10 protein-coding genes and 1 pseudogene are annotated in these 13,678 nt (G+C 60.7%); 5 read left to right on the top strand and 6 right to left on the bottom strand.

The annotated features are described in order from the left end of the window. Nucleotides 1-37: 37 nt before the first annotated feature. The 3 genes and pseudogenes from M0412_RS00710 (at nucleotide 38) to rpoH (ending at nucleotide 3,243) form a co-directional block, all read left to right on the top strand. Entirely contained in the window at nucleotides 38-1,060 is a 1,023-nt protein-coding gene (locus tag M0412_RS00710) for an RluA family pseudouridine synthase (protein ID WP_269703487.1), read from the top strand. A gap of 287 nt (nucleotides 1,061-1,347) precedes the next feature. Beyond that, nucleotides 1,348-2,172, top strand: a pseudogene (locus M0412_RS00705) (class I SAM-dependent methyltransferase). 168 nt (nucleotides 2,173-2,340) lie between these two features. After that, entirely contained in the window at nucleotides 2,341-3,243 is a 903-nt protein-coding gene (rpoH, locus tag M0412_RS00700) for an RNA polymerase sigma factor RpoH (RefSeq protein WP_142840541.1), read from the top strand. 304 nt (nucleotides 3,244-3,547) lie between these two features. On the opposite strand, the gene M0412_RS00695 is transcribed toward rpoH, so the two are convergent. Further along, the gene (locus M0412_RS00695; protein ID WP_269703484.1) at nucleotides 3,548-5,818 is read right to left on the bottom strand and encodes a hypothetical protein; all 2,271 of its coding nucleotides are present in this window, start codon (nucleotides 5,816-5,818) and stop codon (nucleotides 3,548-3,550) included. Nucleotides 5,819-5,888: 70 nt separating this feature from the next. Beyond that, on the bottom strand, nucleotides 5,889-7,187 hold the full coding sequence (locus M0412_RS00690) for an adenylosuccinate synthase (RefSeq protein ID WP_065114076.1): 1,299 nt from the start codon (nucleotides 7,185-7,187) through the stop codon (nucleotides 5,889-5,891). A 241-nt stretch (nucleotides 7,188-7,428) separates the two neighbouring features. Between M0412_RS00690 and M0412_RS00685 the strand changes: the two genes are divergently transcribed. Then, complete coding sequence (locus M0412_RS00685) at nucleotides 7,429-8,316, top strand: DMT family transporter (RefSeq protein ID WP_193559510.1); 888 nt, start codon at nucleotides 7,429-7,431, stop codon at nucleotides 8,314-8,316. 51 nt (nucleotides 8,317-8,367) lie between these two features. Here M0412_RS00685 and M0412_RS00680 read toward each other — a convergent pair whose 3' ends face one another. Continuing rightward, a complete protein-coding gene (locus M0412_RS00680) occupies nucleotides 8,368-8,901 on the bottom strand; it encodes a transglutaminase-like cysteine peptidase (protein WP_269703479.1) in 534 nt (177 codons plus the stop codon). A 672-nt stretch (nucleotides 8,902-9,573) separates the two neighbouring features. Between M0412_RS00680 and M0412_RS00675 the strand changes: the two genes are divergently transcribed. Beyond that, nucleotides 9,574-10,158, top strand: a complete 585-nt coding sequence (locus M0412_RS00675) for a membrane protein (protein ID WP_046801507.1) — start codon at nucleotides 9,574-9,576, stop codon at nucleotides 10,156-10,158. A 244-nt stretch (nucleotides 10,159-10,402) separates the two neighbouring features. On the opposite strand, the gene M0412_RS00670 is transcribed toward M0412_RS00675, so the two are convergent. The 3 genes from M0412_RS00670 to M0412_RS00660 form a co-directional block, all read right to left on the bottom strand. Then, nucleotides 10,403-11,017 carry an alpha/beta hydrolase gene (locus M0412_RS00670; RefSeq protein WP_269703477.1) on the bottom strand — a complete coding sequence of 205 codons (615 nt, stop codon included), beginning with the start codon at nucleotides 11,015-11,017 and terminating at the stop codon, nucleotides 10,403-10,405. Between the two features lie 274 nt (nucleotides 11,018-11,291). Beyond that, a complete protein-coding gene (locus tag M0412_RS00665) occupies nucleotides 11,292-12,236 on the bottom strand; it encodes a VOC family protein (protein ID WP_269703475.1) in 945 nt (314 codons plus the stop codon). Nucleotides 12,237-12,404: 168 nt separating this feature from the next. Continuing rightward, nucleotides 12,405-13,481, bottom strand: a complete 1,077-nt coding sequence (locus M0412_RS00660) for a siderophore-interacting protein (RefSeq protein ID WP_269703474.1) — start codon at nucleotides 13,479-13,481, stop codon at nucleotides 12,405-12,407. Nucleotides 13,482-13,678 lie beyond the last annotated feature (197 nt).

The raw sequence follows: 13,678 nt of genomic DNA, 5'->3' as shown, positions 1-13,678 counted from the left end.
GGGTTCCCTGAAATGCTGATGGATCGGAAAAATAACAATGAACGACCCCTTTAAACAAGGCGGAGACGCAAGGAAAGTCCTGATTGCCGGGGAAGACGCCGAAGGTCGCCTCGATGTGTGGCTGGTGGGCGAAGTTGGCGGCGATCTGTCACGCAGCCGCCTGAAGGCGCTGATCGAACAGGGCGCGGTTCTTCTCAACGGAAAGCCCGTGACCGAGCCGAAAAAGAAGGTGCATCCGGGCGATCGCATCGAAATCGTCATGCCGGAGCCGGAAGACCCCGTGCCGCAGGGCGAGGATATTCCGCTCGACGTGGAATATGAGGACGAAGACCTTATAGTGCTCATCAAGCCCGCCGGTCTCGTTGTGCATCCGGGTGCCGGCAACTGGACGGGGACGCTGGTCAACGCCCTCATTCACCATTGTGGCGACAGCCTTTCCGGCATTGGCGGCGTCAAGCGCCCCGGCATCGTGCACCGGCTGGACAAGGAAACCTCCGGCGTCATGGTCGTGGCGAAAAACGATAATGCCCACCGTCATCTTGCCGCGCAATTTGCCGATCACGGCCGCACCGGGCCGCTGGAGCGGGCCTATAAGGCCGTCGTCTGGGGCCGCCCGCGCACCCTGCGCGGCACCATCGATGCTGCCCTTGGCCGCGGCGCCGACCGCACCAAACGTACCGTCAAACGTGAAGATACCGATGACGCCCGCGAAGCGATCACCCATTACGAGGTAATGGAACGCTTCCATGAACGGCCTGACGCCTCCTGCCTCGCCTCCATGGTGGAGTGCCGCCTGGAAACCGGGCGTACCCACCAGATCCGCGTGCACATGGCCCATATCGGCCATCCGCTGATCGGCGACCCCGAATATGGCGCGTCCTTCCGCACCAAGGCGAACCTTTTGGAAGAACCGGCGAGATCTACCGTCAACCGCTTTCCGCGACAGGCGCTGCATGCCTATCTGCTGGCCTTCGAACACCCGCGCACCGGCGAGGTGATGGAGTTCGAAACCGACATGCCTGACGATATGCAAGAGCTGCTTGAAGCCCTGCGCAGCTGAAAACTGGTATGGCGCGGTCAAAAAAACCGCGCCATGTATCTCGCCGGAAGTCCCGGATAATAAAAAAAGATTAGCGGATAGCGATATTCCGCAGTCGGTCCTTTTTGTAGACCGCCCCAATTTCGCTTCAATCGTCGCACCTCCTCGGCCCCCGCAAAGCCTGCAATCGTCCCCGTAAACATCGTGGCCGCACGCCGGGCTTGCCGAATAACCGACGCCGCAGGCAACGCCGTCCGTTCGATGCTAAAGCCTCAACGGAACCGGCATGATGACGGGATCTATCGCGCATGAATATCGAAGACCGCCGGTTCATATTTCAGGATCTACGCAGCATAGAAGGTTATATCGACCCACCCGATGCGCTTGTCTTCAAGGCTTTGCTGCAGGCGCAAACGCGGGATGATCTCAAGGGCGGCATGGCGGAAATCGGTGTCTATTACGGCCGTTCCTATTTCCTGCTGCGCAAATTCGCCCAGACACAGGAAAAGGTGCTGGGCGTCGATCTGTTCGATCTTGATCCGCCCTAAGATGGCAGCCTCGATCAATATGAGCGGCTGATGGAAAATGGCCGCCGTCTGGGTTTTGCCATGGACGAGGACTTGATCATCAGGGGCGACAGCACCCGGCTGGCACCCATCGAGATCACCTCACGCATCGGCCCGGCGCGCTTCTTCAGCATCGATGGCGGCCACCACCTGCATCACGTGCTGGCGGACGCGAAACTGGCGATGGAGGTGATCGCCCCGCACGGCATCATCGTTTTCGACGATACCTTCAACCCGGCCTGGCCGGAGGTAACGGTCGGTGTCGCCGATTTTCTGCGCACCCAAGGCCATAGCCTCGTCTGCTTCGGCATGACAAAATATAAAACCTATGTCTGCCGCCGGGAATTTCACGCGATTTATGCGGGCGCAATTGCCGCCGACCCCGATCTGCAGGCGCTTGGCCATGTGGAGACGCAGTTCCTCGGCTCCAAAGTCATGCGCCTGCACAATCCCATGCGGCGGCGGGTAATATATGAGCTGATGGTACGCTCCGGCCTTGGCGGTTTTTCGGAACGAATCTATCGTTCGAAAGTTAAACGGGTCAGAGACAGTCCCGCCGGAACATAACGCATGTGTGAACACAGCGTTCGCTTGAAACACGGCGGGCGCATACATATCTGTCACATGGGTTCGTGCGGGGTCGGTAACGACCCGCAGCTTACGGCATGCCTCGGGCGGGTGATTTTGCCACGCCAGAGAGGGTGCCGTTCCAGACCATAGATAAGGGGGTGCTTTATGGCCCGCAATAGTTTGCCTACGATTACGGCCGGTGAAGCCGGTCTCAATAGATATCTCGACGACATCCGTAAATTTCCGATGCTGGAGCCGCAGGAAGAGTACATGCTTGGCAAGCGTTATGCCGAGCATGGCGACCGCGACGCCGCCCATAAGCTCGTCACCAGCCATCTGCGTCTCGTTGCCAAGATTGCAATGGGTTATCGCGGTTACGGCCTGCCGATCGGCGAAGTCGTGTCCGAAGGCAATGTCGGCCTGATGCAGGCGGTGAAGAAATTCGATCCGGAACGCGGTTTCCGTCTGGCCACCTATGCCATGTGGTGGATCAAGGCCTCGATCCAGGAATATATCCTGCGTTCGTGGTCGCTGGTGAAGATGGGCACGACCGCCAACCAGAAGCGCCTGTTCTTTAACCTGCGCCGGCTGAAGGGCCGTATTCAGGCGATTGACGATGGCGATCTGAAGCCGGAACACGTTAAGGAAATCGCCACCAAGCTGCAGGTGTCGGAAGAAGAAGTCATCTCGATGAACCGCCGCCTGCATGGCGACGCATCGCTGAATGCGCCGATCAAGGCCTCCGAAGGCGAGTCCGGCCAATGGCAGGACTGGCTGGTGGATGACCATGAAAGCCAGGAAGCCGTGCTGATCGAGCAGGACGAACTGGAAACCCGCCGCCGCATGCTGGCCAAGGCCATGGGCGTGCTGAACGATCGTGAGCGCCGCATCTTCGAGGCCCGCCGGCTTGCCGAAGACCCGGTAACGCTGGAGGAACTCTCCTCCGAGTTCGACATCAGCCGCGAACGCGTCCGCCAGATCGAGGTGCGCGCTTTCGAGAAGGTGCAGGAAGCGGTGCAGAAGGAAGCGCTGGAAGCCGCGCGCGCATTGCGCGTGGTGGATGCGTAAACGGTCCTTGAAACGCTAATCAATATGAAGCCCGCAAATTGCAAGATCTGCGGGCTTTTTGTTTGCCAGACGCATGGTTGCGGAGAACCGGTGGGCGTTGCCCCCTCATCGCCTCGCTCGCGCTCCGGCACTTCTCCCCGACGGGGAGAAGAATTTGCGGCAGCATCTCACTCCGTATCAAATCTCAGGGATTATGTCTGAAGGGCGCAATCGGGCGCGGCAGTTTCTTCTCCCCGTCGGGGAGAAGTGCCGGAGCGCGAGCGAGGCGATGAGGGGGCCAGCTCTCGGCAAGCCCCCCGGATCATCACTGACCGCCGGCCGCAGGTGCCGCCGCCGCCCATTCGCTGAGCGCCTTGTCAAAGGCGGCGATGCCGTCATTGCCCTTTTGCAGGGTCAGCAGCGCGCGGCGACCGTTGCGATAGGAGACTGGAATATCGATCCAGTTGCGGCTTTTCAGCAGCTCCAGATTGGTCTTCATCGCATCCGGGAAGTCGTTGAGCGCGATCATGTGGAAATCGTCGGTGATCTTGGCCGGAACCGCGATCAGGGCATTGCCGCGATCCTGCTCGGTGCTCTTCATCGCGATACGCTGGACGCTGTCAATCGCCCCGCCTTCAAAGCCTGGCGAAACCGAGAAGACGATCTCGATCAGGTGGCTGGCCGGCAGCGACGGATCGGTGTTGCGCTTGAAGGTAATAAGCGCACTCAAGCCACGGCCGGGAACCGTAATCTGGCCCTGAACGGTCGGAGACGGCTTGCCTTCCGCATCATTTTCCTGCTGCAGCGACCAGGAAACGCTGCCCTGAATGGCTGTCGGAACCGTCTGGCCCAACACTTCCTCGTAAAGGAACATGCGATCGCCGGTGGCGGCAGCAGCAGGCTGCTGTGCCGGCGGCGTGCCAGCGGGGGTTCCCGCAGGCGCGCCGGCAGTGTTGGCCGGAGCCTCACCCGCAGGCGGCGGCGCGACGTTCTGTTCGTAAACCGACTGGCCTTCTGCCGTAACCGGCTGGCCGTTCGCGCCCGGCGCCGGTCCCTCGTCACGTTCGGTCCCGTCAGCCAGAAGCCGCTGGGTGAACTTCGTGCCGGTCACGGAACCATCATCGCCATGCGTCGGCGTCTGGTGGTTTGCCGGCTGCTGCCCGGCGGCGGGCGGCTGCTGGGTTGCAGGCGGCGTCGATGTCTGCGCCTCACCTGTCGGAGTAGTCGCCGGAGGCGTCTGGGTCTGGCCACCATTCTGTGCCGATTGCACCAGCCCGCCGACCATGTCGTTCAGGGCATCGCGGTTCATCCACAGCGCATAACCGCCACCTGCCAGAAGCCCGGCACCAACAAGGGCAAGCACCAGCGACGCATAGTTGCGGCGCGGCTTCTTCTTGACCATGTAAGCGGGCGTCGCGGCACCTGCGCCCACGGCGGGCGTATCGTCTGCAGTTGCCCGGCTGGAAGACGACGCGCCGTCGTAACCGATCAGCTCGTCCAGATCGTCCCAGGGGGTGCGTTCCTTGTTGTCCTTGGCCGGTGTCTGATCACCGAAGGGATCATTGTCGGCGCGCGGCAGAGCCGGCGCGTCCTTGGCCGGAATGGCAATCTCGGTGTCCTGGAAGTAGGACGAGAAATCTTCAACAACCGCAGACTTTTTCGGGGTCGCATCGTCCGTCGGGCGCGGTTCGGAAAATTCATCCTGCCGGCCGAAAACCGGGTCGTGATCCACCGCCGCATGGCCGAAGCGGTCATCCGCATCGCGCTTTTCCGCCTCGAAATTCACCGCCGGGTCCTGATAGTGCTGCGCGGCATAACCAGCGACCAGCGGGCGCTCGTCCGTCTCGGCACGCACGTCGGCATAGTCATCAGCGGGGCGCACATCGTCGGCCTGCGCTTCTTCAAGCTTGCGCCAGTCGTCCTCATCTACAGGCTTTGCCCAATGGGCGGGAACGGACGTGTCTTCTTCACGCGGCGCGGTCTCGAATTCACGGTCGTGCTCGTCAGCCGAGCGATAGGCCGGCTCTTCCTCCGCACGGGTGAAATAGGTTCCGTGCGTTTCATCGGCAACGGCGGGCGTTACCGGAGCGGGCGCTTCATAGAGCTCTTCCGGCTCGCGCTCTTCTTCGCGCTGTTCCTCATAAACCTGCTCATCCTGCTCGGCGGCGGCGGAAACCGGCGTCTCGTGGCGCGGCTCTTCCTCGACGGCGGGTTCTTCATAAGCCGGCTCAGGCTGTACTACTTCGGTCGAGGCGGGTTCTTCCGCCTCGACAGGCTCGGCGGCATGGGCCGCGCGATCCTCGTCGATATCGTGCTGATGGTAAGGTGCTGCGGCCTCTTCGGCGGTGGAAGAGAATGCGTCATCCTCCTCCAGCGCCGGAAGCGCCTCCGCATATTCACTGTCCACCTCGGCAATGGCGGCGTCCAGCTTGGCGATCTGCCGGCGCAACAATTCTTCCGGCGGACGTGGCTTCATATTCTCGAGCTGGCGCACAACCGCACTGCGCGCCTTGTCGTAAACCTTCGCCCGGTTTTCGGGAGTATTGTTCGCCAAGCCATCCACGGCCTTGCGAATGACTGCTACAAAATCCGCCATAAGCACTTTCTCGTCGTGACCGGCGACGTACCGGCCCGATATGGTTTATGAATCTAGATCGCCGAGGACATTAATCCTCAAACGGATCAGTCACAAGTATGGTGTCGTCACGCTCCGGACTTGTCGACAGAAGTGCGACAGGCGCCCCGATCAATTCCTCGACCTGACGGACATATTTGATTGCCTGAGCAGGCAAATCCGCCCATTTTCGGGCACCGACGGTAGATTCCTTCCAGCCTTCCAGCGTGATGTAGATCGGCTCGACGCGCGCCTGCGCGCCCTGGCTGGCCGGAAGATGGTCGATTTCCTGCCCGTCAAGCTTGTAGCCGACGCAGATTTTCAGCTCGTCGAGACCATCAAGCACGTCAAGCTTGGTGAGTGCGATGCCGGTAATACCGTTGGTGGCGACCGACTGGCGCACCAGTGCGGCGTCAAACCAGCCGCAGCGGCGCTTGCGGCCGGTGACGGTGCCGAATTCATGACCCTTTTCGCCCAGGAACTGGCCGATCTCGTCATTCAGCTCGGTCGGGAACGGACCTTCGCCAACGCGGGTGGTGTAAGCCTTGGTGATGCCGAGAATGTAACCCAGCGAACCCGGACCCATGCCAGAACCGGCGGCGGCCTGGCCGGCAACCGTGTTGGAAGAGGTCACGTAAGGGTAGGTGCCGTGGTCGATATCGAGCAGCGAGCCCTGAGCGCCTTCAAACAGGATGCGCGCACCGGCACGGCGCTTCTTGTCAAGCAGCAGCCAGACGGTTTCGCTGAACGGCAGGATGCGCTCGGCAATCGAGCCCAGCTCTTCCATGATCGTCTCATGCGAGACTTCGGCCGCGCCGAAACCACGGCGAAGGGCATTATGATGCGTGAGGATACGGTCAACCTTGGCGGAAAGCGCCTCCATGTCGGCCAGATCCATGACGCGGATGGCGCGGCGGCCAACCTTGTCTTCGTAAGCCGGGCCGATGCCGCGACGGGTGGTGCCGATCTTGGTGCCGCTGTTGGAGGCGGCGTCTTCGCGCATGCCGTCCAGCTCGCGGTGCAGCGAAAGAATAAGCGTGGCATTGTCGGCGATACGCAGGTTTTCCGGCGTAACCTTGACGCCCTGCGCTTCCAGACGGCCGATTTCGGCGATCAGCGCATGCGGGTCGACCACGACGCCATTGCCGATGACCGCAAGCTTGCCGGGACGCACGACGCCGGACGGCAGAAGCGAAAGCTTGTAGCTGATGCCATCGATGACAAGCGTATGGCCGGCATTATGGCCGCCCTGATACCGCACGACGACATCTGCCCGCTCGGACAGCCAGTCGACAATCTTGCCTTTGCCTTCGTCGCCCCATTGCGAGCCGACCACCACAACATTCGTCATTTCTTGCTTTCCTGCTCATGGCGCTTGCGCGCCCGATAACCCGATGGGAAACCCAAACCCGCGAATGTATACTGTGTTGTTTTACGGAAAGCGACCCTGTTTCTTATGGAGAATTTTGCTTTTTCCGTGACAAGGCGTGGATTTCCCGCATTATCTCGCCCCGTGGGGGCCAGGCGCGGGCGCAAGACCGCCATTCACCCCTTTGCCGTTTTCCCGCCCCGTGAAGAAGCGAAACATCAGCGTGCCCTCCAAAGCCTATATCGCCCTCATCATCGCCACGCTCTGCTGGGGCGGCAACACCGTTGCCGGCAAGCTGGCCGTCGGCCACATCAGCCCCATGGCCTTCACCTCCCTGCGCTGGGTCTTCGCCGTCGCCATCATCTTTGCCATTTCCGTGCCGCAGCTGATCAAGGACTGGCCGGTGGTGAAAAAGCGCCTGCCCTATTTCTTCGTGCTCGGCAGCGTCGGTTATACCGCCTTCAACGTGTTTCTCTACACGGCCCTGCAGCACACCTCTGCCATCAATGCCGCCGTCATCCAGGCCGGCATTCCCATGGTCATCTTCGTCCTGAACTTCATCCTGTTCCGCACCCGCGTGCTGTTCGGCCAGATCGTCGGCTTCTGTCTTACCATATCAGGGGTGGCGCTGCTCGCCTCGCACGGCGACCCGGTCTCGCTGCTGCAGCTGGAAATGAATGTCGGCGACGCCGTCATGCTGCTCGCCGTGCTGGTCTATGCCATCTACACCGTCATCCTGCGCTGGAAACCGGCCGTCGACTGGCGCACGCTGATGGCCATCCCCGCCTTCTTCGCCCTCATCACCTCGGTGCCGCTGGTCTTCTGGGAAATGTCGCGCGACAGCGTCATCTGGCCGGATCAAAAGGGCTGGGTTCTGGTGGTCTATGCCGCCATCTTTGCGTCGCTCATCGCGCAGATCCTGTACATCAAGGGCGTGGAGCAGATCGGCGCCAACCGCGCCGGCCTCTTCATCAACCTCGTGCCGGTCTTCGGCACCTTGCTGTCCGTTGTCGTCCTCAGCGAAACCCTGCACACCTACCAGATCATGGCACTCGTCATGGCGCTGGCCGGCATTGCCGTGGCCGAACGAAAAAAATCGCCGGCTTCCTGAACCAATGGGGTCAGGAAAACCGGCGCAGTCTGGCAGGCATGAAAGATGGGCTTAAAGCGCGGTTTCGCGCTCGGCCGGAGAAAAGACGGCATTGCCGAGGACGATATCGCCCTTGTCGGTGGTGACGATCAGCACTTTTTCGAGCGATCCATCATTGTTCAGCGAAAAGGCAAGGCGCAGGGCGCTCGAAGACCAGCCGGCACCGGCCAGCGCCGTGCGCTTGATGGCGGCGCAATCACCGCAATCGTCAAGGCTTAACGAAGGGGTCGCCGGGACATCGGTTGCGAAGCCGGAAAAATAATCATCGAGCGCGCCCATGGTGGCGTTCACATCACGGTTGATGCGCAACAGTTCCTCACGACGCTCGCCGTTGAGCGGCGCGGCAATCGTCGAAACACATTGGCCGGCGGAAAGAACACAGCCATCAAAACCGCCCGGCGCCGAGATACCGATCTCGGTCACTGCGCTCTTTTCGACAGCGGCAAAACCACGGGCAAACCCGGCAGCACCCGCCGCATCGGCGTGGGTGGACATGGAAGCAACGACAATTCCGCAGATGGCAGCAGCAATAATCTTCTTCAACATTTCATACCCCGTTTGGCGATCCGCCGGCTTGTGCCGGTCTCGATTTCTGTCTTGTGGGAACGTCTCTTTTCAAAGGCGCTCTCCGTCTGTGATCCCACAATGGCACACGACTGTTTTCGACCGCTTTAAGCCGATTGCTACAATTTTATCGGTTTTCATTTTTGTACAGCGACCGCTTTTTATTCAAACATGCGCCGATATCACCGCCCCGAATTCGGAAGCAGCGTTGAGGGGCGATAAATGGGCCGCATCGCTGCGGGGATATAGATGGTATGGAAGGCTTTGCAGGCGATGCGGCCCGGTTTCACCATATGACCCGCCCGCCAAACCGGTTCCTGTTTGGAGGACGAACATATGCCGGCCGCCTTAACCGTGACATCGGGAAACTCCCCGGTTTTGGCCGCCTGCCCCGCCCATCTTGCGCCGCGCGCACGCTCGATGATCGGGATGAGGCGATTATAGCCTGATCGGCCGAGACGGGGACGCGCGGGGATAAATGCATCCCAAAAAAGGCGCGCGGCAGAAGCGCAACGCACGTTTCGCCCCATCCGGGACACAGGAATTTTCAGCGGGTTAACAGGTCCCTGATCGGCAGCATTTGAATTAACCTTGTCTTAAAACCCGACGTTAATGGTTAGCAATTTAAGAATAGCGGAACGAAAGGGTTCCGTTATGCGTGGCGTATTTGCCGTAGTTTTTCTGATGCTCGTTCTGGCCGGCTGTGCCACCGCACCGTCGCAGGTCACCAATGCCTGTGCGATTTTCGAACAGCGGAACGGCATCTTCAATAACTGGCGACGTGATGCGAAAGCGGCCGAACGGGAGTTCGGCGTGCCCGTGCCTGTGATGATGGCGACGATCTATACCGAATCCGCCTTCCGTCCCTATGCACGCCCACCGCGCACCAAGCTCCTGGGCTTCATTCCCTGGACGCGCCAGTCCAGCGCTTATGGTTATGCCCAGGCACTGGATGGCACATGGAGTGTCTACCAGCGCGAAACCGGCCGCCGGGGCGCCAGCCGCACCGATTTCACCGATGCCATCCACTTCGTCGGCTGGTATCACGCCAAGAGCCGCCGCGAAAACGGCATTTCGCTGAACGACCCCTATAATCTCTATCTCGCCTATTATTCCGGCCATGCCGGTTATGCCAAGGGCAGCTGGCGCAACAATTCCGCCGTCCAGAAGGCCGCGCGCCGCTCCGCCAACATGGCGCTGCGTTATGAGGCGCAGCTGCAGCAATGCGGATATCGCTGAGGCGGGTGGGAAGAGGCTGGTCTAGAGGACTACTTGACGGAACAGTAAATCCCTCCTCCGTCATCCTCGGGCTTGACCCGAAGGTGACGTTGAGTTTGGGCGAATGCACCTCATCCGCACCCGTCACCCCGAACTAAATCCGGGATCCAGTGCGATCAAGTCCTTGATCACGAAAGACTCTTCCCACGGCGCAGACGCGCCGTGGCTCGATGCCGGCTCAAGGCCGGCATGACGGAAGACAGCGTTATTCCCCGTAAACCGAGAGAAATTCCCGCACGGCATCGATCTCGCTGGAGCGAATTTCATGCCCGCCCGGATGCCATACCGTCTCCACGGTTCCACCCTGCGCCTGAAGGTTCTTTTCCAGCGCCTGCGTCAACGGCACCGGGCAGATCGGATCCCGCTCTCCCGCCGTGATCAACACCCGGCGTGTGGGTTTTGCCGGGGAAATCTTCGGCTCGAACGGGATCAGCGGATGCATCAGCACTGCGGCATCGAAAAGCTCGGGCTGTTCGATCAGCACATTGGCGAGAATATTCGCGCCGTTTGAAAAGCCGAGACCGATGATTGGTCCGGACTGGTAATGTTCGCGGTTTGCCTTGACGAAATCCGCCAGCTTCTCGGTTGCCCGGGCAAGATCGGCCATGTCGTAAACGCCCTCGCCCGTGCGCCGGAAGAAACGCGCCGCGCCATGTTCGGAAACATCGCCGACGGGTGAGAGGACGGTGGCCTGCGGCAAAAGACGGGAGCCAAAGTCGAAGAACTGGTTCTCATCGCCACCCGTGCCATGCAGCACCAGGAAAAGCGGCGCACCGGCGGCACCGGCGCGGGATTTGTGGAAATAGGTGTCCTTGTTCATCGGATAATCCTTTCTGGAAGGAGAAGGTTCAGCGATACCCGTGGCTTTTTCAGTTTCCGGGCAGCGCGATCGCATGTGGAGCAAGAGGCTTGCCGCCGGTTTCTCCTCCCCGCCAGGGAGAAGGTCGCGGTAGCGGGTTGAGGGAGCGCGGCGGGAGATAAACCGCGGGGGGTTCCCCCTCATCCGACCCTTCGGGCCACCTTCTCCCCGAACGGGGAGAAGAAAGACGCGGCAACGTCCTGCCAAACGCAATGGAGGGTTAAGTTAGAGCGGATTAAACCGCCTTCTCATCACCCAGCGGCTCCAGGTGCTTTTCCAGCACGGAGCGCAGATGCGCATGCTGGGTCGGCAGCTTCAGCGCCTCGCCAAGATGAGCGGCGTCCTCGTCACGGTCGAAACCGGGTTCGTTGGTCGCCACTTCGAACAACACACCGCCCGGAGTGCGGAAATAGATCGCCCAGAAATAATCTCGGTCGATGACAGGCGTCACCTGATAACCGGTATCCATCAGCGCCTTGCGTACCTCCAGCTGCTTTTCGCGGTTTTCGACCGCAAAGGCGATGTGGTGCACGGAGCCTGCGCCCAGCCGGGCGCCGGAGATATTCGGCATGGTTTCGATGTCGATGACGTCGGCACCGTTGCCGCCAGGCATGCCCAGACGCAAAACGCCGTCCTGACGATCCACTTCCTGATATCCCATGAACTTCAAAAGCTCGGCGGTTGCGCCCTCGTCGCGAAGACGCAGGGATGCGCCCTGGAAACCATGGATCGCCTGATCTTCGCCAACGCCGTTGCCGGTCCATTGTGCGCGGGCATCGTCTCTGACCTCGACCAGCGCGAAACCGTCTCCATCAGGTCCGGCAAAATGCAGGCGTTTGTTGCCGAAGGCCTCATCGGCCTTCAGGCCGTCAACACCGGCCTTTGAAAGGCGCTCCTGCCAGTAGCCGAGCGATCCCTCGGGAACGGAAAACAGCGTCGTGCCCACTTCACCGGTGCCGGGACGGCCCTGGGCGATATGCGGGAACGGGAAATAGGTCATGACGGAGCCGGGCGTGCCGAGCTTATCGCCATAATAGAGGTGATAGACGTCAGGTGCGTCGAAATTGACGGTCTTCTTCACCCGGCGCAGGCCGAGCGTATCGGTGAAAAAGCCGTTGTTCTGGCGCGCACTGGCCGCCATGGACGTGACGTGGTGCAGGCCCTTGATCTGGTTGAGCATGATAAACCCCTTTTCGCCTGGCGGGCCTCGCAATCGGGCCCGCTCTGTTCATGGCGTAAAGATGGGGTAATAGGCGCGTCAGGCATAGAGTGGACGACGGGAACGGATTGTTCCCGATTGGTGAACGATAAAATCTACTGTTCAGCCAAAGCTGCCATGCCGCAGACCTCAATGGTCGTCGGCAGCGCCCATGGTCCAGTAACCGACAGCGCGCAGCGACGCCTTGGGGAAGGCGATTTCATCGGTCAGGAAGGATTTCGCCACCCGTGCCTCGGATTTTTCGCAGGCAACAAAGACATGCAGGCCGTCATGGTCGGCACTCCAGGCATGCTCGCGCAGCGCCTTTTCGATGAGGCCGGAGGTGCCGGCAGGCTTGCCGCGACGATAAAGCCATGTCCAGTCGACATCGGCCGCGCAAACGATCTCCTGCCGCTCGGCCTCGTCGTCAATTTCAGCGTAGACGCTGAGCTTCTTGCCAGCAGGCATTTCGGCCGCCATGCGCAGCATCACCGGCAGCGCGGTCTCGTCACCGGCAAAGACGTAACGCTCCGCCTCCGGGCAGGTGCCGCTCGGACCGATGATGCCGAGAACATCACCCGGCTTTGCCGTCGCGCCGAAGGTCGCGCCCGGCATGTCATCACCCTCATGCATGACGAAATCGATATCCACTTCGCCGCGACCGACATCGCCGGAACGGATGGTATAAACGCGCCGCATCAACAGGTCGTCGCCGGCCGGCCAGACGATGGCGCCGGTGGGAGCCAGATAGGGCCAGACCGGCGCACGGGCCTGGTCCGGCACCAGCAGCAGCCGCACATGCATGCCGCCGGTGACCAGTCTTTCGATGCCGCTTTCGACGGAGACGACCAGCCGGCGCATATGCGGCGTGAGGTTATAGGCACGGGCAACCCTGCCGATGAAGAGATTGGGTAATTCACGCTGATGGGCCCCATGGCCGCTCCAGCGGAAATCCAGCCCCGTCTCGCCGGAAAACTCGACGATATGCTCGGCCACCATGGCCTTGACCGACATCAGTATATGTTCGGAAATGCAGTTCACCCGTGCGGCGAACCGGCCACCTTCGGCGCTGAAGCTGCCATGGCCATATTCGGTCTTGAAGCGCACCGTCGGGCCTTCGCGTTCCATCTCCATGTGCTCGGAAAAATGATCCTCGAAAGCATCGACGATCGACAGCGGATCGGGCAGCGAGACGGAGGTTTCTGCAGACAGGAGAGACACGGGCATAATCCTTCACTTTGTAGTCTAGTATTCTTTAGACCGGAGGCCGCCGCGCTGTAAAGACATTTTGGTTTTGAATCCCGGCATGCCGGACCTGATCCGGCATCCAGCCAACCCAAGTCTTTGGGCTGAAAGGACTCTTCTCGCCGCGCAGACGCGCGTCGGCTGGATTCCGGCTCAAGGCCGGAATGACGGAAGTATAT

It is taken from the genome of Agrobacterium sp. O3.4, assembly GCF_041414895.1.
In the GTDB taxonomy this organism is placed as follows: Bacteria; Pseudomonadota; Alphaproteobacteria; order Rhizobiales; family Rhizobiaceae; genus Agrobacterium; species Agrobacterium cucumeris.
Note: the sequence above shows the minus strand (reverse complement) of the source record. Positions and strands in the feature narration are given on the sequence as shown.

Excerpts from the sequence above, each read along its gene's own strand:
- M0412_RS00710 (WP_269703487.1), top strand. The coding sequence starts at position 38 with ATGAACGACCCCTTTAAACAAGGCGGAGACGCAAGGAAAGTCCTGATT.
- rpoH (WP_142840541.1), top strand. The coding sequence starts at position 2,341 with ATGGCCCGCAATAGTTTGCCTACGATTACGGCCGGTGAAGCCGGTCTC.
- M0412_RS00695 (WP_269703484.1), bottom strand. The coding sequence starts at position 5,818 with ATGGCGGATTTTGTAGCAGTCATTCGCAAGGCCGTGGATGGCTTGGCG.
- M0412_RS00690 (WP_065114076.1), bottom strand. The coding sequence starts at position 7,187 with ATGACGAATGTTGTGGTGGTCGGCTCGCAATGGGGCGACGAAGGCAAA.
- M0412_RS00680 (WP_269703479.1), bottom strand. The coding sequence starts at position 8,901 with ATGTTGAAGAAGATTATTGCTGCTGCCATCTGCGGAATTGTCGTTGCT.
- M0412_RS00675 (WP_046801507.1), top strand. The coding sequence starts at position 9,574 with ATGCGTGGCGTATTTGCCGTAGTTTTTCTGATGCTCGTTCTGGCCGGC.
- M0412_RS00670 (WP_269703477.1), bottom strand. The coding sequence starts at position 11,017 with ATGAACAAGGACACCTATTTCCACAAATCCCGCGCCGGTGCCGCCGGT.
- M0412_RS00665 (WP_269703475.1), bottom strand. The coding sequence starts at position 12,236 with ATGCTCAACCAGATCAAGGGCCTGCACCACGTCACGTCCATGGCGGCC.
- M0412_RS00660 (WP_269703474.1), bottom strand. The coding sequence starts at position 13,481 with ATGCCCGTGTCTCTCCTGTCTGCAGAAACCTCCGTCTCGCTGCCCGAT.